The 19,351-nt window shown below is 73.3% G+C and carries 15 protein-coding genes and 1 pseudogene; 7 read left to right on the top strand and 9 right to left on the bottom strand.

Annotated features, from left to right (window positions below; translation table 11 throughout):
* Positions 1-45: 45 nt before the first annotated feature.
* The 6 genes from ENKNEFLB_RS09505 (at position 46) to ENKNEFLB_RS09480 (ending at position 11,942) form a co-directional block, all read left to right on the top strand.
* Positions 46-3,528 (top strand): M36 family metallopeptidase, encoded by a 3,483-nt coding sequence (locus tag ENKNEFLB_RS09505; RefSeq protein ID WP_214058961.1) that lies wholly within the window; start codon positions 46-48, stop codon positions 3,526-3,528.
* A gap of 190 nt (positions 3,529-3,718) precedes the next feature.
* Entirely contained in the window at positions 3,719-5,710 is a 1,992-nt protein-coding gene (locus tag ENKNEFLB_RS09500; RefSeq protein ID WP_214058960.1) for an alpha-1,4-glucan--maltose-1-phosphate maltosyltransferase, read from the top strand.
* Positions 5,711-5,778: 68 nt separating this feature from the next.
* On the top strand, positions 5,779-7,485 hold the full coding sequence (gene treS / locus ENKNEFLB_RS09495) for a maltose alpha-D-glucosyltransferase (protein ID WP_246535999.1): 1,707 nt from the start codon (positions 5,779-5,781) through the stop codon (positions 7,483-7,485).
* Positions 7,482-8,915, top strand: coding sequence for a maltokinase N-terminal cap-like domain-containing protein (locus ENKNEFLB_RS09490; RefSeq protein ID WP_214058958.1), 1,434 nt, complete (start codon positions 7,482-7,484; stop codon positions 8,913-8,915). The genes treS and ENKNEFLB_RS09490 overlap by 4 nt, the downstream gene beginning before the upstream one ends.
* Positions 8,912-11,167, top strand: coding sequence for a 1,4-alpha-glucan branching protein GlgB (gene glgB / locus ENKNEFLB_RS09485; protein ID WP_214058957.1), 2,256 nt, complete (start codon positions 8,912-8,914; stop codon positions 11,165-11,167). The genes ENKNEFLB_RS09490 and glgB overlap by 4 nt, the downstream gene beginning before the upstream one ends.
* Before the next feature lie 4 nt (positions 11,168-11,171).
* On the top strand, positions 11,172-11,942 hold the full coding sequence (locus ENKNEFLB_RS09480) for an NUDIX domain-containing protein (protein WP_246535934.1): 771 nt from the start codon (positions 11,172-11,174) through the stop codon (positions 11,940-11,942).
* On the opposite strand, the gene ENKNEFLB_RS22505 is transcribed toward ENKNEFLB_RS09480, so the two are convergent.
* Positions 11,857-12,324, bottom strand: a complete 468-nt coding sequence (locus ENKNEFLB_RS22505) for an EamA family transporter (protein WP_246535933.1) — start codon at positions 12,322-12,324, stop codon at positions 11,857-11,859. The two genes, ENKNEFLB_RS09480 and ENKNEFLB_RS22505, sit on opposite strands and share 86 nt — an antisense overlap.
* Complete coding sequence (locus ENKNEFLB_RS22500; protein ID WP_246535932.1) at positions 12,282-12,794, bottom strand: EamA family transporter; 513 nt, start codon at positions 12,792-12,794, stop codon at positions 12,282-12,284. Before ENKNEFLB_RS22500 ends, ENKNEFLB_RS22505 begins: the two co-directional genes overlap by 43 nt.
* Positions 12,795-12,866: 72 nt before the next feature.
* Between ENKNEFLB_RS22500 and ENKNEFLB_RS09470 the strand changes: the two genes are divergently transcribed.
* Positions 12,867-13,772, top strand: a complete 906-nt coding sequence (locus tag ENKNEFLB_RS09470; protein ID WP_214058956.1) for a LysR family transcriptional regulator — start codon at positions 12,867-12,869, stop codon at positions 13,770-13,772.
* A 21-nt stretch (positions 13,773-13,793) separates the two neighbouring features.
* Here the strand turns inward: ENKNEFLB_RS09470 and ENKNEFLB_RS09465 are convergent, their stop codons facing one another.
* The 7 genes and pseudogenes from ENKNEFLB_RS09465 to ENKNEFLB_RS09435 all read right to left on the bottom strand — a co-directional run bounded on the left by ENKNEFLB_RS09465 (position 13,794) and on the right by ENKNEFLB_RS09435 (position 19,208).
* Complete coding sequence (locus ENKNEFLB_RS09465; RefSeq protein WP_214058955.1) at positions 13,794-14,558, bottom strand: EI24 domain-containing protein; 765 nt, start codon at positions 14,556-14,558, stop codon at positions 13,794-13,796.
* Positions 14,559-14,563: 5 nt separating this feature from the next.
* The gene (locus ENKNEFLB_RS09460; RefSeq protein ID WP_214058954.1) at positions 14,564-15,556 is read right to left on the bottom strand and encodes a co-chaperone YbbN; all 993 of its coding nucleotides are present in this window, start codon (positions 15,554-15,556) and stop codon (positions 14,564-14,566) included.
* 151 nt (positions 15,557-15,707) lie between these two features.
* Complete coding sequence (locus ENKNEFLB_RS09455; RefSeq protein ID WP_246535931.1) at positions 15,708-16,196, bottom strand: MarR family winged helix-turn-helix transcriptional regulator; 489 nt, start codon at positions 16,194-16,196, stop codon at positions 15,708-15,710.
* A gap of 1 nt (position 16,197) precedes the next feature.
* Positions 16,198-16,719 carry a PH domain-containing protein gene (locus tag ENKNEFLB_RS09450; protein WP_214058953.1) on the bottom strand — a complete coding sequence of 174 codons (522 nt, stop codon included), beginning with the start codon at positions 16,717-16,719 and terminating at the stop codon, positions 16,198-16,200.
* A 5-nt stretch (positions 16,720-16,724) separates the two neighbouring features.
* Positions 16,725-16,889, bottom strand: a complete 165-nt coding sequence (locus ENKNEFLB_RS09445) for a hypothetical protein (RefSeq protein ID WP_160006355.1) — start codon at positions 16,887-16,889, stop codon at positions 16,725-16,727.
* A gap of 90 nt (positions 16,890-16,979) precedes the next feature.
* On the bottom strand, positions 16,980-17,966 hold the full coding sequence (gene meaB / locus ENKNEFLB_RS09440; protein WP_214058952.1) for a methylmalonyl Co-A mutase-associated GTPase MeaB: 987 nt from the start codon (positions 17,964-17,966) through the stop codon (positions 16,980-16,982).
* A 52-nt stretch (positions 17,967-18,018) separates the two neighbouring features.
* Positions 18,019-19,208, bottom strand: a pseudogene (locus tag ENKNEFLB_RS09435) (acetyl-CoA C-acetyltransferase).
* Between the last annotated feature and the right edge of the window lie 143 nt (positions 19,209-19,351).

The following is a 19,351-nucleotide window of genomic DNA, read 5'->3' as shown; positions in this document are numbered from 1 at the left end:
CCCGGGTCGACGTAACGGCCGTCCTCCGCCCCCGTTGAGGCCGGCATGACACCTCGGACCGCCCGGCGCGCTCGTCACGCAGCCCTGGCCACCGCCGCCCTCACCGCAGCCCTGCTGCCGGGCCTGACGCAGCTGACCGCCGGCGCGAGCGCGGCCCCACCGGCCGCCGTGGCGATCCTGGCGGCCGACCCGGGCCCGACGCCGGTCCCGCTGGTCACCCCCGGGGACGCCGTCGGCGGCCTGGAGGACGTCGACGTCCGGGGCACGGTGAAGGCCCTGACCTCCCAGCGTGACGCGGTCGCACGGCTCGGCGTGCGCGACGTGCGCTGGAACCGGTTCGGCACCCCCTCGTCCCTGCTGCCGGTCGACGGCTCTCTCGGATCCGCGAGCGGCGACCCCGCCGTCGCGGCCCGCAGGTGGCTCCAGGGCCACGCGAGCGTCTTCGGGCTGACCGCAGCCGACCTGGCGCCGTCGAACCTGGAGCTGGTGGAGTCCCAGGAGCTGGTCGGCAGCAACGCCCGCGCGGTGCTGTTCCGCCAGGTGTTCGACGGGCTCACGCCCTCGATCGGCTCGATGGTCACCGTCGGTGTGGCCGAGGGCCGGATCGCGTACGTCTCCTCGTCGCTGGTCCGCGACCCGGCCGACCAAGTCGACGCGCCGACGATGACCCCGCTCGAGGGGTGGGTCGCCGCCGCCGAGAGCGTGGGCGCGAACATCCCCGCGGTCGGGGACATCACCAGCGGCCTGCGCGACGGTTGGACCCGGTTGAAGGTGCCGGGCCTGGTCCAGGAGCAGCAGGCCCGGATCCGCGCCCTCGCGGGGGCCGACGGCACGGTGCGGCCGGTGGTCGAGGCCAACGTCGTCAACGTCGCCGGCGGCGCGGCCAGCGCGTACACCGTGATGGTCGACGCCGTCTCGGGCGAGGTGCTGCACCGCGAGAACCAGGTCGAGAACAACAACGACGCGTACCCGTTCCAGGGTCAGGTGACCGCGACGGAGTGCGGGCCGAGGCACGAGTTCGAGCTGACCGACGGCAGCACCCGCCAGCTCGTGGCAGCGGCGCTGACGGCCAACACGCTCAACGACATCGAGGTCACGATCTTCGACCCGGACGGCGACCTGCTGGTCAGCGCCGACACGGGCACCAGCCCCGAGGTCGCGACCTACACCGCGGAGGAGATCCCGGCCGGGGTCTACTCGGCCCAGGTCTGCCCCTTCGCGGACCCGACCGTGCCGTTCCTGCCTCCGGGCGACTACGCCCTGTCGGTGCTGAGCAGCGACGTCGCGACACCGGAGGGCGGTGGCACCGGCACCACCGCCGAGGGCTCACCGCGCTGGCGCTTCTTCACCGCCAACCCGGACGACGACAGCGTCCAGGGCACGCCGACCAACAGCGTCATCGGTTGCTGGTTCACCTCCCGTGAGGCCGCGGGTGACTGCACGCTGCCCACCGGCCGGCTTCGCAACGTGGCCGCCCCCGGCCCCTGGGACTTCCTGACCAACGCCCAGGTGCCGTCGTTCACCACGGTCGGCAACAACGCCAACACCCACGAGGCGTGGGCCAGCCCGCTCTCGCCCGGTGGCCTGGCGCAGGCACCGGTCTCACCGACCCAGGACTACACCGACGAGTTCACCGACGCCTGGAACAACTCCGGCTGCAGCCCTGCCGAGCTGGTGCCGGGCGGCAACGACATCCTCGCCTCGGTCACGAACCTCTTCTCGGTCCACAACCGGATGCACGACTACGCCTACTACCTCGGCTTCGACGAGGGCAACTACAACATGCAGCTGGACAACCTCGGCCGCGGCGGCGTCGAGGGCGACCAGGAGATCGGCAACGCGCAGGCCGGCGCCATCACCGGCGGCCAGCCGACGTACCTCGGGCGCGACAACGCCAACCAGATCACGCTGCAGGACGGCATCCCCGGCATCACCAACCAGTACCTCTTCCAGCCGATCGCGGGCGCCTTCTACGCCCCGTGCACCGACGGCGGCCTCGACATGGGCATCGTCGGGCACGAGTACACCCACGCCATCAGCAACCGGATGGTCGCCGGTCCGGACGAGGGGCTGACCTCCAACCAGGGTGCGGCCATGGGCGAGTCGTGGAGCGACCTGGTCGCCGCCGAGTACCAGTTCTCGCACGGCTACGACAACGGCGGGAACGTCTGGGCCGTCGGTGTCTACGCCACGGGCAACGAGGACGTCGCGATCCGCGACTACGCCATCAACCGCAACCCGCTGAACTACTCCGACTACGGCTTCGACATCACCGGCGACGAGGTCCACGCCGACGGCGAGATCTGGAACGGGACCCAGTGGAGCGTGCGACAGGCCATCGTCGACCGCCTCGACGGCCGCGGCCGGAACTACGACTACGAGAACAACCGGCACCAGCTGCTGTGCGCCCAGGCCACGCCGGACTACGCCCTGCCGCCGGCGTCCTGCCCGGGCAACCGCCGATGGGTGCAGCTGATGTTCGACTCGTTCCTCCTCCAGCAGGGCGCCACGTCGATGCTCGACGCCCGCGACGCCATGATCGCCGCGGACCGGATGCGTTTCGGGGGCCAGGACGTCGAGGTCATGTGGGACGCCTTCGCCCGCCGCGGGATGGGGGCAGGGGGCTCGGTGCCCGACGCCGACTCCGGTGACACGACGCCCAGCTTCGCCTCCCCCACCGCCGCCAACGGCCGGGTCACCCTGCGCGGCGGCCTGCCGGGACGGTTCTACGTGGGCGAGTACGAGGCCCGCGCCACCCCGGTGGCTGACACGCTCCGCCGCACCCGGCTCGACGACACCCTGGCGATGGCGCCGGGGACGTACCGGATGCTGCACGTCTCGCCGAAGGGCGGTTTCCAGCGGTTCACGCTGAGGGTGCGCGCCGGTCAGCGGATCGTGCGTGAGCTGGAGACGCCGACCAACCTGGCGGCGTCGGCCGCGGGCGCCTCGGTCATCGAGGCGACCGCGGGGTCGCTCAACGCCGACCTGCTGATCGACGGCACCGAGGCCACGAACTGGGGCGGGGTCACCGAGGGCAACGTCGACGAGACCAAGCCGTACGTCTCCGTCGACCTCGCCGGCGGCCGCTCGACCGTGCGTCGGGTCCAGGTGAGCGCGATGCTCACCCCCGCCGCCACCGGGGACGACGGGCTCCCGGTGGCCCAGGTCGACGAGGACCCGGACTCAGGGTCGCGCTTCACCGCGCTGCGCCGCTTCGCGATCGAGGCCTGCGTACGGGCCTGTGACACGGACGGCGCCACGTGGAAGCCCGTCCTCACCAGCAAGGGCAACGCCTTCCCGGGGCGTCAGCCCCGGCCGGTCGCCCCCGACCTGACGATGCGCTCCTTCACGGTGCCCGCGACCACGGCCTCCGCGCTGCGGCTGGTCACCGTGGAGAACCAGTGCACCGGCTTCGCCGGCTACGCCGGCGAGCAGGACGAGGACCCGCTCAACGACACCGACTGCGCCACGGCCTCCGACCGCGGCACGATCGTCCACGCCAGCGAGCTCCAGGCCTTCACCCGCTGACGACGGCGACCCGGCTCGGGTCGTGATCTGGTGCCACCGGCTGGCACCAGGTCACGACCCGACGGTGGTCCCGTTCGTCGCTCGCCAGCGCGTACCACTGGTGCCGCTTCACCCCTGGTCGCGGGTCCCCCACCCCTGGGGGCGAGGGGGTCAGGTTGCGGTGCCCCGGTGGAGCCGCGAGGGTTGTCGGATGGTCGGTCGTATCCCTGTCATGGACGTGATGCCCGTCGTCGACCTCGGGCGGCAGCCCGCGAAGGCGACGGACGGAGAGCCCTTCCCGGTGCGGGCCACGGTGTTCCGCGAGGGGCACGACAGCCTCGCCGCCGAGGTCGTGCTCACCGGGCCCGACGGCGTACGCCGGGCGCCGGTGCGGATGGTCAAGCTGGCCGACCCCCCGGACCGCTACGAGGCGTGGGTGACCCCCGACCAGGAGGGGCCCTGGACCTTCGAGGTGCACGCCTGGGCCGACCCCTGGGACACCTGGGACCACGCGGCCGGGATCAAGGTGCCGGCCGGCCTCGACGTCGAGCTGATGTTCACCGAGGCCCGGTTGCTGGTCGAGCGGCAGCTCGCCGACCTGCCCGCCACCGCCACCCCCGCCGAGCGGGCCCTGCTCGACGGCGCGCTCGAGGCCACCACCGACACCACGCGGCCCGACGAGGCGCGGCTGGCGCAGCTGCAGGCCGACGACCTCTGGGCGGTCCTCCGCGCCCACCCGTTGCGCGAGCTGGTCACCGTCGAGGGTCCGTTCCGCGCCTTCGCCGACCGCTCGCGCGCCCTCTTCGGCAGCTGGTACGAGTTCTTCCCCCGCTCCGAGGGGGCCCGGTTCGACGAGGCCACCGGCAAGGTCGTGACCGGGACGTTCCGCACCGCCGCCGAGCGACTGCCGGCCGTCGCGGCCATGGGGTTCGACATCCTCTACCTGCCCCCGATCCACCCGATCGGCGAGGTCAACCGCAAGGGGCCGAACAACATCCTGACGCCCGGCCCGGACGACCCCGGCTCGCCGTGGGCCATCGGGTCGAAGGACGGCGGCCACGACGCCGTGCACCCCGACCTCGGCACGATCGAGGACTTCGACGCCTTCGTGGCCCGCGCCAGGGAGCTCGACATCGAGGTCGCCCTCGACCTCGCCCTCCAGGCAGCGCCGGACCACCCGTGGGTCACCGAGCACCCCGAGTTCTTCACCACCCGCGCCGACGGCACGATCGCCTATGCCGAGAACCCGCCGAAGAAGTACCAGGACATCTACCCGGTCAACTTCGACAACGACCCCGCGGGCATCTGCCGCGAGGTCCTGCGCGTGGTCAAGCACTGGATGAGCCACGGGGTGCGGGTCTTCCGGGTGGACAACCCCCACACCAAGCCGCTGGCGTTCTGGGAGTGGCTGCTCAAGGAGATCCGCCGCACCGACCCCGACGTGCTGTTCCTCTCCGAGGCCTTCACCCGCCCGGCGATGATGCACGGCCTCGGGTCGGTCGGCTTCCACCAGAGCTACACCTACTTCACCTGGCGCACCGCGCGGTGGGAGATCGAGTCGTACCTGCGGGAGGTCTCGAGCGAGTCCGACCACCTGATGCGACCGAACTTCTTCGTCAACACCCCCGACATCCTGCACTCCTACCTGCAGTACGGCGGGCCGCCGGCGTTCAAGATCCGCGCCGTGATCGCGGCGCTGGGCTCCCCCAGCTGGGGCGTGTACGCCGGGTACGAGCTGTACGAGCACGTCGCCGTCCGCCCGGGCAGCGAGGAGTACCTCGACACCGAGAAGTTCCAGGTCCGCGTCCGCGACTGGGACGGCGCGGCGGCCGAGGGCCGCACGCTGGCGCCGTACCTCACCCGGCTCAACCAGGTCCGCCGCGAGCACCCCGCGCTGCAGCAGCTGCGCAACGTCGTCATCCACAGCAGCGACGACGAGCAGGTGCTGGTCTTCTCCAAGCAGGCGCGGCTCGCCGACGGCACCACGGACACCGTGCTCGCGGTGGTCAACCTCGACCCCCACGCGACCCGTGAGACCACGATCCACCTCGACCTCCCCGCGCTCGGCCTGGACTGGCACGACGCCCTGACCGTGCGCGACGAGATCACCGGCGAGGAGTACCACTGGGGCCAGCACAACTACGTGCGCCTCGACCCGCACCACGAGCCCGCACACGTCCTGACGCTGAGGAGCAACCCGTGACCAGTGCCGACCTGGCACCCGCCGAGCACGACCCGGACCGCGTCGACCCGGAGCACGAGGAGAGCACGATCCCCGAGGGCACCAGCGGGGACACCAGCCCCGAGTGGTTCAAGACCGCGGTCTTCTACGAGGTGCTCGTCCGCTCGTTCCGCGACTCCAACGGCGACGGCGTCGGCGACTTCAAGGGGCTGACCGAGAAGCTCGACTACCTCGAGTGGCTCGGCGTGGACTGCATCTGGCTGCCGCCCTTCATGAGGTCCCCGCTGCGCGACGGCGGCTACGACGTCGCCGACTACCAGGACATCCTCCCCGAGTGCGGCACGGTCGACGACTTCCACCACCTGCTCGACGAGGCGCACGCCCGCGGCATCCGGGTGATCATCGACTTCGTCATGAACCACACCAGCGACCAGCACGCGTGGTTCCAGGCCAGCCGCTCGGACCCCGAGGGCCCGTACGGCGACTTCTACGTCTGGTCCGACACCGACGAGCTCTACCAGGACGCGCGTGTCATCTTCGTCGACACCGAGCCGTCGAACTGGACCTGGGACCCGGTGCGCCAGCAGTACTACTGGCACCGGTTCTTCAGCCACCAGCCGGACCTCAACTTCGACAACCCGGCGGTCCACGACGCGATCATCGAGGCGCTGTCGTTCTGGTTCGACATGGGCCTGGACGGGTTCCGCCTCGACGCGGTGCCCTACCTGTACGAGCGTCCCGGCACTAACGGCGAGAACCTCCCCGAGACCCACGAGTTCCTGCGCAAGGTCCGCCGCTACGTCGACGACAAGTACCCCGGCCGCGTGCTGCTGGCCGAGGCCAACCAGTGGCCGGCCGACGTCGTGGACTACTTCGGCGACCACGAGTCCGGTGGCGACGAGTGCCACATGTGCTTCCACTTCCCGGTGATGCCGCGGATCTTCATGGCGGTGCGCCGCGAGTCGCGCTTCCCGATCTCGGAGATCCTCGCCCAGACGCCGCCGATCCCGCACGGCTGCCAGTGGGGCATCTTCCTGCGCAACCACGACGAGCTGACCCTCGAGATGGTCACCGACGACGACCGCGACTACATGTGGAACGAGTACGCCAAGGACCCGCGGATGAAGGCCAACATCGGCATCCGCCGTCGCCTGGCCCCGCTGCTCGACAACGACGTCAACCAGATCGAGCTGTTCACCGCGCTGCTGCTCTCGCTGCCCGGCTCGCCGGTGCTCTACTACGGCGACGAGATCGGGATGGGCGACAACATCTGGCTCGGCGACCGCGACGGCGTGCGCACCCCGATGCAGTGGACCCCGGACCGCAACGCCGGGTTCTCCCAGGCCACGCCCGGCAAGCTCGCCCTGCCCGCGGTGCAGGACCCGGTGTACGGCTACCAGAGCGTCAACGTCGAGGCGCAGCTGGAGAACACCTCCTCGCTGCTGCACTGGACCCGCCGGCTGATCCACGCGCGCCGCGGCCACCAGGCCTTCGGCCTGGGCACGTTCGACGACCTCGGGGGCTCCAACTCCACGGTGCTGTCCTACGTGCGCGAGCACCACACCGAGGAGAGCGGCGACGACATCATCCTGTGCGTCAACAACCTCTCCCGCTTCCCCCAGCCCGTCGAGCTCGACCTGCGCCGCTTCGAGGGCCTGGTGCCGGTGGAGATGCTCGGCGGCGTCCCCTTCCCCGCCATCGGCGAGCTGCCGTACCTGCTCACCCTGGGCGGCTACGGGTTCTACTGGTTCCGGCTCACCAGGCCGGAGACCCACGAGGAGGGACAGCTGCTGTGAGCGGACCCGCGATCCCCGCACACCTCGACGCCGCCGCGTTCGAGACCTACCTCGGCCGGACCCGGTGGTTCGGCGGGAAGGGGCGCGCGCTGCAGGTCGTCGGCGTGCGCCGCGTCGGCACGGTCCCGGGCGCGCTCGAGGGCGGCCCGCGGGTCGTCCTGCACCTGGTCGACGTCGCCTACGCCGACGGGCCCGCCGGCGGCGAGACCGAGACGTACCAGGTCCCGCTCAGCTGCTACACGCACCCGGAGCACCGTCTCGACCACGCCTTCATCGGCTGGTGGGAGGACCCCGACCACGGATGGGTGCACGCCTACGACGCGCTGCACGACCGGGAGGCGATGGCCTGCTGGCTGCGCAGCTTCGTCGCCAGCCGCACCGAGGACGCCGTCGGCGACCCGGCCACCGGCCTGAGCTTCCACCGGCTCCCCGGCCACGAGCTGGACCCGGAGACCGCGGCCTCGCTCTTCACCGGCGAGCAGTCCAACAGCTCGGTCCGCTTCGGCGAGGACGCCGTGCTCAAGGTCTTCCGCAAGGTGACCCCGGGCGCCAACCCCGACATCGAGATCCACGACGCGCTGACCCGGGCCGGCAGCGAGCAGGTCGCCGCGCTCTACGGCTGGGTGCAGCTCGACGACCCCGAGGGCACCGGCGAGCCCCTGCACCTGGCGATGCTGCAGGAGTTCCTGCGCACCGCCACGGACGGTTTCGACCTGGCGCTGGCCAGCGTGCGGAACCTGTTCGCCGAGGGCGACCTGCACGCCCACGAGGTCGGCGGCGACTTCGCCGGCGAGGCCACCCGGCTCGGCCACGCCCTGTCCGCCGTGCACGACGCGATGCGCGAGGGCTTCCCGACCGGGACCACCGACGCCCGGACGCTCGCCGCGACGATGGGTGAGCGCCTCGACGCCGCGCTGCCGGTCGTGCCCGAGCTGGCCGCGCACGGGGCCGCGCTGCGCGAGGTCTTCGCGGCGGTCGCCGACCTCGGCGACCTGCACGTGCAGCGCGTCCACGGCGACCTGCACCTGGGCCAGACCCTGCGCACCACCGAGGGCTGGAAGATCGTCGACTTCGAGGGCGAGCCGGCCAAGACCCTGGCCGAGCGCACCCTGCCCGACTCCCGGTGGCGCGACGTCGCCGGGATGCTGCGCTCCTTCGACTACGCCCCGCACGTCGTCGAGCGCACCCTGGCCGAGACCGACCCGGAGGTCAGCGCCCAGCTGTCCGTCCGGGCCGACGAGTGGGCCCACCGCAACCGCAACCACTTCCTGACGGCCTACGCCGGCGGGGACCTGACCGAGAGCCAGCGCGTGCTGCTGACGGCCTACACCGCCGACAAGGCCGTGTACGAGTGCGTCTACGAGACCCGGAACCGTCCGACCTGGGTCTCCATCCCGCTCGCCGCCGTGGCTCGGATCGGAGCACGATGAGCACCACCGCCTCCCCCGTCCCCGTCGACCTGCTGGACCAGCTGGTCCTCGGTCGGCACGGCGACCCCCACGCGATCCTCGGCGCCCACCCGTACGACGGGGCCGTCACCGTCCGCGTCCTGCGGCCGTTGGCCACCTCCGTGGTCGTGCGCCACGGCGGCGCCGAGACGCCGCTGCGCCACGAGCACGAGGGCGTGTGGGTCGGTGTGCTGCCGGTCGCCGAGGTGCCCGACTACCGGGTGGCGGTCACCTACGGCGACGACACCGTGGTGGTCGACGACCCGTACCGGTTCCTGCCCACGCTGGGCGAGATGGACCTGCACCTGGTCAACGAGGGCCGCCACGAGCAGCTCTGGACCGTCCTGGGCGCCCACGTCCACCACTACGACGTCCCGGGCGGCGAGACCGTCAGCGGCACCTCGTTCGCGGTGTGGGCACCCTCGGCCAAGGCCGTGCGGCTGCGCGGCGACTTCAACTCGTGGGACGGGCGCGAGCACCCGATGCGCCACCTCGGCACCTCGGGCGTCTGGGAGCTGTTCGTGCCCGGCCTCGGCACCGGGACCCCGTACAAGTTCCACCTGCTCGGGCCGGACGACGAGTGGCGCGAGAAGGCCGACCCGATGGCCTCGGCGGCCGAGATCGCCCCGCGGACCTCCTCGGTGGTCTTCGAGTCCTCCCACACCTGGAACGACCAGGAGTGGATGACCCAGCGGGCGCAGCGGCGACCGGTCGTCGAGCCGATGGCGACCTACGAGATGCACCTGGGCTCGTGGAAGCGGCACCCGGACTCCACCTACTGGACCTACGACCAGCTGGCCGACGACCTCGTGCCGTACCTGTCGGACCTGGGTTTCACCCACGTCGAGCTGATGCCCGTGATGCAGCACCCGTTCGGCGGGTCCTGGGGCTACCACGTCACCTCCTACTTCGCCCCGGACTCCCGGTACGGCGACCCCGACGGCTTCCGGCGTCTCGTCGACCGGCTGCACCAGGCCGGGATCGGCGTGATCCTGGACTGGGTGCCCGGGCACTTCGCGACCGACGAGTGGGCGCTGGCCCGCTTCGACGGCACGCCCCTCTACGAGGACCCCAACCCGCAGCGCGGGTGGCACCAGGAGTGGGGCTCCCACATCTTCAACTTCGGTCGCCGCGAGGTCCGCAACTTCCTCTACGCCAACGCGATCTACTGGCTCGAGGAGTTCCACGCCGACGGGCTGCGCGTCGACGGCGTCGCCTCGATGCTCTACCTCGACTACGGCCGCCAGGCCGGCGAGTGGACGCCCAACGTGCACGGCGGCCGGGAGAACCTGGAGGCCGTGCAGTTCCTGCAGGAGATGAACGCCACCGCGTACCGCCGGGTGCCCGGGATCGTGACGATCGCCGAGGAGTCGACCTCCTGGCCGGGCGTCACCGCACCGACCTCCGAGGGCGGCCTCGGCTTCGGCCTGAAGTGGAACATGGGCTGGATGCACGACACGCTCGACTACCTCGCGCGCGAGCCGGTGCACCGGGCCTACCACCACGGCGAGCTGACGTTCTCCATCGTCTACGCCTGGACCGAGAACTTCGTGCTGCCGCTCTCGCACGACGAGGTCGTGCACGGCAAGGGCTCCTTGCTGCGCAAGATGCCCGGTGACCGGTGGCAGCAGCTGGCGACGCTGCGGGCCTACTACGCGTTCATGTGGGCGCACCCGGGCAAGCAGCTGCTCTTCATGGGCCAGGAGTTCGGCCAGGAGGCGGAGTGGGCGGAGTCCCGCGAGCTCGACTGGTGGCTGCTCGAGCACCCCGAGCACCGCGGGCTGCACGGCCTCGTGAAGGACCTCAACACCGTCTACCGGGACTCCCCGGCGGCCTGGGCGCGCGACGACGACGGGTCCGGCTTCGCCTGGGTCGACGCCAACGACGCCGGCCGCAGCGTGTTCTCCTTCGTGCGTCGGGCGCCCGAGGACGACACCGTCCCGGACCTGGTCTGCGTCACGAACTTCGCGGGCACGCCGCACGGCGACTTCCGCCTGGGGCTGCCCGCGGCGGGCACCTGGGAGGAGGTGCTCAACACCGACGCGGCGGCGTACGCCGGCTCCGGTGTCGGCAACCTCGGCGCCGTCACCGCGGTGGCGGGCGAGCACCAGGGACAGCCGGCGTACGCCGACATCACCGTGCCGCCGCTGGCGACGGTCTGGTTCCGGCAGCGCCTCGACTCGACGACGCCCTCCCCGACCGCGGCCGGCACCACCGGTCGCGCCCTAGGCTGACCGGGTGGATCCGCGGCCCCGCCTGAGCACCGTCGAGGACGGCGTGGCCCGCGTCTCCTGGGACGCCGGGCTCGCCGCCGACGACTGGCAGCAGACGGTGGCGGCGGTGGCGGGCGAGGTGCGCTCGGCGCTGGTCGACCACGGGCGGGTCGAGGCCGTCGTCGCGGCCGACGACACCGCCGCCCACCGGGTCGCGACGTGGTCGGGCCTGCGGCGCGAGGGCGTACGCCGCGGCGTGGCCGGCGACCACGTCGTCTACGCGCGCCTGGCGACCGACACCCCGGTCGAGGAGCCCGGGGGGTTCCGGGCGCTGCTCAACTCGTTCCTGCCCCGCAAGCGCGCGATCAGCCAGATGCTGATCCGCGACGACGCGGGTCGGGTGCTGCTGTGCCAGCTCACGTACAAGCGTGACTGGGACCTGCCCGGCGGGGTCGTCGAGGTCGGCGAGTCACCCCAGGTCGCGGTGGCCCGCGAGGTCGAGGAGGAGCTCGCGCTCACGATCGACCCGGGTCGCCTGCTGCTGACCGACTGGCTGCCGGCGTGGAGCGGGTGGGACGACGCGCTGTGCCTGGTCTTCGACGGCGGGACGCACGCGGCGTCGCTGACCGACGCGATCGTCCGGGAGACCAAGGAGATCGCCTCGGCCCGGTTCTGCGACCTCGACGAGGTGCGCGCCCGCTGCGCCGACTTCACCGCGCGACGGGTCGAGGCCGCACTGTCCGCGCTGGACCAGCCGGGCGGTCGGTACACGGAGTCGGGCCGCCCGGGGTCGTGACGGCCCGCGGTGCCCGCAGGCTGACCAGCGCCCCGAGCACCATCACCGCGCCGCCGGCGGCCTCGCCGGTCGTGGGCAGGTCCCCCAGCACCGCCGAGGCCGTCATGGCCACGACCGGCACCAGCAGGACCCACGGGACCACGTCGGCGGCCCGGTTGCGCGCGAGCAGGGTGTTGAAGATGCCGTACCCGACCAGCGAGGCCAGCCCGGCGGTGTAGAGCGTGGCCAGCGCCGCCTGCCACCCGAAGGCCGCCAGGCCGGCGACGACGGCGTCGGGTCCGTCGACGAGCAGCGACAGGGCCAGCGCCGGCACCGGGACGACCAGCGCCGACCACACCGTCAGCGACAGCCCGCCGGGCACGCCCGCGGCGCGCGACACCACGTTGCCCGCACCCCAGGACAGGGCCCGAGCAGGCAGAGCAGCAGGGCCACCAGCGGGACGGCTCCCCCGCGGCCCACCGAGACGACGACCAGGCCGGCGACCGCGACCGCGACGCCGACGACCTGGGTCGGCCGGGGGCGCTCGCGCAGGGCGACCGCGGCGATCACGATCGTGAACACGACCTGGGCCTGCAGGACCAGCGCGGCCAGGCCCGGAGGGAGACCGGCGGCGAGGGCGACGTAGAGGAACCCGAACTGCCCGAGCGACATCAGCGCGCCGACGGCCGCCAGCGTCCGCCACGGCACGTCGGGCCGCGGCAGCAGGAAGACGGCCGGGACCAGGACGACGACGAACCGGACGGCCAGGAAGAGCAGGGGCGGGACGCCTTCCATGCCGGCGTCGATGACGAGGAAGTTCAGTCCCCAGATCAGGGCCACCAGGGCGGCGAGGGCGGAGTCACGGCGGGTCACGCGTCCAGCCTCCCGGTCACGACCGTGCAGCACCAGCAACGGTCGGGACCGCCGACGATGTAGCGTTGCTACATGATCGAGATCGCCGCCCTGGGGTCGCTGCGGGCCGTGGCTCTGCACGGGTCGGTGTCCCGGGCCGCCGAGGTGCTCGGGTACACCCCGAGCGCGGTCAGCCAGCAGGTCAAGCGGCTGGAGCGCCAGGTGGGCGTACCGCTCCTGGAACGGGTCGGGCGCGGGGTCATCGTGACCCGCGCCGGGCGCTACCTCGTCGACGCGGGCGTCCGCGTGCTCGACGACCTGGAGGCGGTCGAGGCCGGGCTGCACCGCCAGACCGGGGCGGTGGCCGGCCACCTGCGCCTGGGGGTGTTCTCGACCGCCACCCGCGGCCTGGTCGCCCCCGCCGTGCGCGAGCTGCTCGCCGCGCACCCGCTGCTGACCCTCAGCGTCACCGAGCTGGAGCCCTGGGACAGCATCGACCTCGTCGCCGCCGGGCACCACGACGTCGGCGTGGTGCACACCTGGGGCGACGTCCCGCTGGACGTGCCGGACCACCTCGTCCGGACCTCCGTGTCCCACGACGTCGCCGACGTCGTGTGCCACCGCGACCACCCGCTGGCGGGACGCGACCGGGTGAGCCCGGCCGACCTCGTCGGCGAGGGCTGGATCGCGACGCCGGAGGGCACGATCTGCCGGCAGTGGCTCAGCCGGATGTACGACGGCACCGGGGCGCTGCCGCGGATCGCGCACGTCTCGATGGAGTTCGAGTCCCACCTCGCCCTGGCCCGCGCCGGGCTCGGCATCGCGCTGGTCCCGCGGCTCGGGCGGTCCACGCTCGGCGCGGACCTGGTGGCGGTGCCGGTGGTCGACCCGGTGCCGACGCGCGACGTCGTCGCGGTGCACCGCCGGAGCATGGCCGACTCCCCCGCCGTCGCCGCGGTGCTGGACGCGTTGGCCGGCGTCTCCGGGCGCCGCAGCTGACCGTGTGACGCGCCGCAAGCGTCACCTCGGGGCGCCGGGAGCGTCACCTCGGCTGTCCGGAAGCGTCATCTCGGCGGGGCGGAGCAGGTCGCGGGCGAGCATCGTCGCGCCGGCGACCGCGGCCGGCATCACCGCCACCGCCCCCAGCGGCACCAGGAAGCAGGCCTGGGTGGCCAGGCCGAAGCCCCACACCGTCGTACGCCGCCGGCGCAGCAGCTCCTTGCGGGCGTGCCGGTCGAGACCCCGCGCCTCGAGCGGGCGGGCCAGCAGCTCGACGGCGAGCAGCCGGCCGCCGAAGGCCAGACCCGCCAGCAGCGCGGTCAGGGTGCCGACGACCGGCACCAGACCGACGACGAGCAGCAGCACGGCCACGAGCAGGCCGGTCGCGGCGAGCGCCAGGCCGTCGCGCACCGAGCGCCACCACGGGATCCCGTCCCCGTCCGGCGCGTCGCCGAGCTGCTCCTCGACCGCGGCCCAGATCCGCTCGTAGAACGGGTCGCCGACCGCCAGCGTCAGCCCGGTGAACACCACCGTCGACAGCAGGACGGCGCCGAGCACGACCGCGGCGGCGAGCAGCACGCGTACCAGCGGCCGCCAGGGGTCGGCCCAGTCGTCGGCGAAGGGCGTGGACCACGCGGCGAGGTCGTCCACCCGCCAGAGCAGCGCGGCGATCGCCCCCAGCAGCACGAGCAGGACCAACGCGGCCGGCACCACGCCGAGCAGCATCAGCCGCGGGCGGGTGCGCCAGAGACCGAGCCCGCGCAGCAGGTACGCCGGCCCGCTCACCGGCGTCAGAACAGCGCCGACGCCAGTGCCTGGCGGCCCTTCATCACCCGCGGGTCGGCGTTGCCGACCGCGGCGAAGAGCCCGACCAGGTGGTCGCGGGCCGCGTCGCGCTCGGCACCGGCGGTGCGGCGCACGAGCTCGACGAGGCGGGCGAAGGCGTCCTCGACGTGCCCCCCGGCGAGGTCGAGGTCGGCGACCAGGGTCTGCGCGGCGACGTCGTCGGGCGCCGCGGCCGCCGCGGCGCGGGCCTCGCCGAGGTCCACGCCGTCGGTGCGCTGGAGGATCTTCGCGCGGGCGAGCCCGGCGACGGCCTCGCTGTCGGCCGGGTTGGCGTCGACCAGCTTCTGGTACTCCACCACCGCGCCGGCGGCGTCACCGGCCATCAGGGCCTCCTCGGCCGGGACGAAGCGCGGGTCGACGGCGTCGCCGTCCTCCTCGGCTCCCGGGTCGGCCGGGGCGGCGGCGCCGCCGCGGGGCTGGTGGCGGCCGGTGATGCCCTGGGTGGTCAGCTGCTGGCCGAGCTGCTGCAGCAGGGTGCGCAGCTCGTCGGCGCCGAGCAGGCCGGGGATCGGCTGGGTGGCCGGACGGCCCTCGAGGATGACCAGCAGCAGCGGCACCTGCGGGATCTGCATCGCCTGGGCGATCTGCGGGGAGGCGTCGATGTCGACCAGCCCGGCCAGGAAGCGGCCGTCGTAGTCGTCGACCGCGGCGGCGACGTCGTCGGCCATGGTCGCGCTCTCGGGCGACTCGCTGGGGCTGTAGAACACCAGCAGCACCGGCGCGGTCATCGAGGCCTCGACCGTGGCCTGGAAGCTCTCCTCGGTGACGTCCACGGCGTACGCCGACGCGCGTCGCCCGCCCGCCGGGGCGCCGGGCGCTCCGGCGCCACCAGCACCAGCACCAGCACCGGCACCGGCACCGGCGGGTGCGGTCGGCGCCGGGCGCTTGAGGGCGGAGAGGTCGATGGCCCCGGGACGGCTGAACGGCTGCTGCGTCATGCCCCCGATCCTAGGGAGTGCCGGTCCCGGCCCGGCGACGGGCACCGCCCCGCACCCCCGCGCCCGCTGTAACGCTGTGTTACTTCGTCTAGTGCGGCGTCGTGACGCCGCACCAGAGGAAGTAACACAGCGTTACAGCCAGGGGTGGGGCTCAGAAGTCACCGGCCGCGGCGCGGACCGGGCGGAGCAGCGCGGAGAGGTCGGCGAGGGCCTCGGGGTCCAGCGCGTCGAGACCGAAGTCGCCCGCGACCAGCTCGGCGGTCGCACGCTCGACCACCGCGCGACCCGCGTCGGTGATCTCGGCAAGCACCGCGCGCCGGTCGTCGGGGTGCGGGCGGCGCACCAGCAGGTCGGCGTCCTCGAGCCGCCGCACGATCGAGGTGACCGAGGTGGGGTGCACCTGGAGCCGCTCGCCCATCTTGCCCAGCGGCAGCGACCCGCGGGAGGAGAAGACGAGCAGCACCAGGGCCTCGTACCGGGCGAAGGTCAGTCCGTGGGGCTTGAGCAGCGCGTCGAGGCGGGCCAGGACCAGCTGCTGGGTGCGCATCAGCGAGGTCACCGCGTGCATCGCGGGCACGCCGTCCCAGCGGCGGCCCCACTGGCGCGCCGCCTCGTCGATCGGGTCGAAGGGCAGGCTCACGTCAGTTGACCATCCGTCCGCGCAGGCCCGAGCGCTGCACGACCCGCTGGATCGCCAGGTCGCGCGCGTCGGGGTCGCCGACGTAGCGGATGTCGCGCAGGCCCTGCTCCTGGGCGGCGGACTCGAAGACGAAGTGGCCGAACCCGAGCAGCCGCCCGTGCAGCGGCTTCACGACGCTGATGTCGAGGATCCGGGCCAGCGGCATCGTCGCGAGGTGCTGCGAGAGCACGCCGTGCACCCGGAAGACCCGCATGTTGGTGATCACGAAGCGGTCCCGCGCGTGGCCCAGCCCCAGCCAGGCGGCGTGCAGCAGGACCAGCAGCGCGAGGACCATCAGGAGGCCGGCCAGGTCGATCAGCACGAAGGGGACCGTGCAGAGCAGGGCCAGCGCGACCACGGCCTCCAGGACCGGACGCACGTAGGCGACCCAGTGCCGCCGGACCTCGTCGACGATCACCTCCCCCTCCTCGCGGAGCAGGTGGCGGCCGATCCTGGGGTCGGTGACCGAGGTGAGCAGACCCACCGGGCCTATGCCACCTCGGCGAAGAAGTCCATGGCGGAGGTGAAGACCTGCTCGGTCAGGCCCCAGATCGCGCCGGCGGCGGCGGAGCTGGAGTCGGCCATCCCGCGGGGGTCGTTGAGCAGCCAGAACCCGAGGAACAGCACGAGCAGGACCAGCCCGACCTTCTTCATCGCGCGCATCCTCCACGTCGGCGGCCCCCGGTGGGCACGGCTCGAGGACCTTCCTAGCAGCCGCGGGGACGAGGAGGTGGGAGGCGCGCGTCAGGCGGGGTCGGCGGTGCCCGCCGTACGGGCGGAGGCCGCCCAGGCGGCGAGCAGCTCGTCGGCGGCGGCGTACGGGTCCTGCCGCCCGGCGGCGACCCCGGCGGCGAGCCGGTCCAGGTCCTCCCCGGGCGCACCCCGACCGGACGCTGACTCCCACCGCTCGCGCAGCGTGGTGAGCGCGAGCGCCTCGACCTCCTCGCGCGCGCGGCGCAGCCGGCGGCGCTCGGTCTCGCCGGAGCGCTCGGAGACGGCCCGGTGCTCGTCGAGGGCGGCGACGACGGCGTCGATGCCCTCGTCGCGGGAGGCGACGGTGGCGAGCACCGGCGGGCGCCAGCGGCCGGGCTCGAGGCCGGCCAGGCCGAGCGCGGCCTCGAGGTCGCGGCGGACCCGGTCGGCGCCGTCGCGGTCGGCCTTGTTCACGACGTAGAGGTCGCCGATCTCGAGGATGCCCGCCTTGGCGGCCTGGACGCCGTCGCCCATGCCCGGGGCGAGCAGCACCACCGTGGTGTCGGCCAGCCCGGCGACCTCCACCTCGCTCTGGCCCACGCCGACGGTCTCGACGAGCACCACGTCGCAGCCGGCGGCGTCCAGGACCCGCAGTGCCTGCGGCGTGGACCAGGCCAGGCCTCCGAGGTGGCCGCGGGAGGCCATCGAGCGGATGTAGACCCCCTGGTCGAGGGCGTGGTCGCCCATCCGGACCCGGTCGCCGAGCAGCGCGCCGCCGGAGAACGGCGAGGACGGGTCGACCGCCAGCACGCCGACCCGCCGACCCGCGGCACGGAGCCGGCGGACCAGGGCGTCGGTCGTCGTCGACTTGCCCACGCCCGGCGGCCCGGTCAGGCCGACCACGTGCGCGCGGCCGGTCAGCGGCGCCAGCGCCGCCATCACCTCGCGCAGCAGCGGCGAGGCGTCCTCGACCAGCGAGACCAGCCGGGCCACGCAGCGCTGGTCGCCCTCACGGGCGCCGGCGACCAGCGCGGCCACGTCGGGCGCGCGTCGGCCCCCGCCACGGGGGCGGGGGCCGACGCGCGACGTCTCAGGCAGTGGGCACCTTCACGATCAGGGCGTCGCCCTGGCCGCCGCCGCCGCAGAGCGCCGCCGCACCCGTGCCGCCGCCGCGGCGCTTGAGCTCGAGCGCGAGGTGGAGCACCAGGCGCGCGCCGGACATGCCCACGGGGTGGCCCAGCGCGATCGCGCCGCCGTTGACGTTGACCTTGTCCTCGGCGATCTCGAGCGCCCGGGCCGAGTCGATGCCGACGGCGGCGAAGGCCTCGTTGAACTCCACGAGGTCGAGGTCGGCCGGGCTGATGCCCTCCTTGGCGCACGCCTTCGCGGTGGCGTTGGCCGGCTGCAGCTGCAGGGTGGAGTCGGGGCCGGCGACCATGCCGTGCGCGCCGATCTCGGCCAGCCACTCCAGGCCGAGCTCCTCGGCCTTGGCCTTGCTCATCACGACCACGGCGCAGGCGCCGTCGGAGATCTGCGAGGCGCTGCCGGCGGTGATGGTGCCGTCCTTGGCGAAGGCCGGGCGCAGCCGGCCCAGCGACTCCGCCGTGGTGTCACCCCGCACGCCCTCGTCCTGGCCGACCACGACCGGGTCGCCCTTGCGCTGCGGGATCGAGACCGGGACGACCTCGTCGTCGAAGACGCCGTTCTTCCACGCGGCGGCGGCCTTCTGGTGCGACGCGGCGGCGAACTCGTCCTGCTGCTCGCGGGTGAGCTGCGTCCCGGCGGCGTTGCACTGCTCGGTCAGCGCCCCCATCGCCTGCTGGGTGGTCTGGTCGTACAGCGCGTCGTAGGCCATCGAGTCGACCAGCGTGGTGTCGCCGTACTTGAAGCCCTCCCGCGACTTCGGCAGCAGGTGCGGCGCGTTGGTCATCGACTCCATCCCGCCGGCCACGATCACGTCGGCCTCGCCGGCGCGGATCATCTGGTCGGCCGTGGCAATCGCGTTCAGGCCCGAGAGGCAGACCTTGTTCACGGTGATCGACGGCAGCGAGAGCGGCAGGCCGGCGGCGATCCCCGCCGTCCGCGCCGGGTTCTGCCCGGCCCCGGCCTGGATGACCTGGCCCATGATCAGGTAGTCGACCTGGTCGCCGCCGACGCCGGCCTTGTCCAGGGCGCCCTTGATCGCCACGCCCCGAGGTCGGCGGCCGACAGGGACTTCAGGCCGCCGAGCAGGCGACCGATCGGCGTGCGTGCTCCGGCGACGATGACGGATCCGGACATGGGAGCCTCCTGCGGCAGGCCCGCGAGGGCCGGGTGGTCGGGTGGATCGGTGTCAGAGCGACCCTACCCAGCCCCCGCCTCCGGGATCGAGGGTCCGAGGTCGTCGGCGCCGTGAGGCGAGCGTCACACGCCGTGGCCGGACG

It is taken from the genome of Nocardioides aquaticus (genome assembly GCF_018459925.1).
In the GTDB taxonomy this organism is placed as follows: Bacteria; Actinomycetota; Actinomycetes; order Propionibacteriales; family Nocardioidaceae; genus Nocardioides; species Nocardioides aquaticus.
This window is presented reverse-complemented; position numbering and strand designations above follow the sequence as displayed.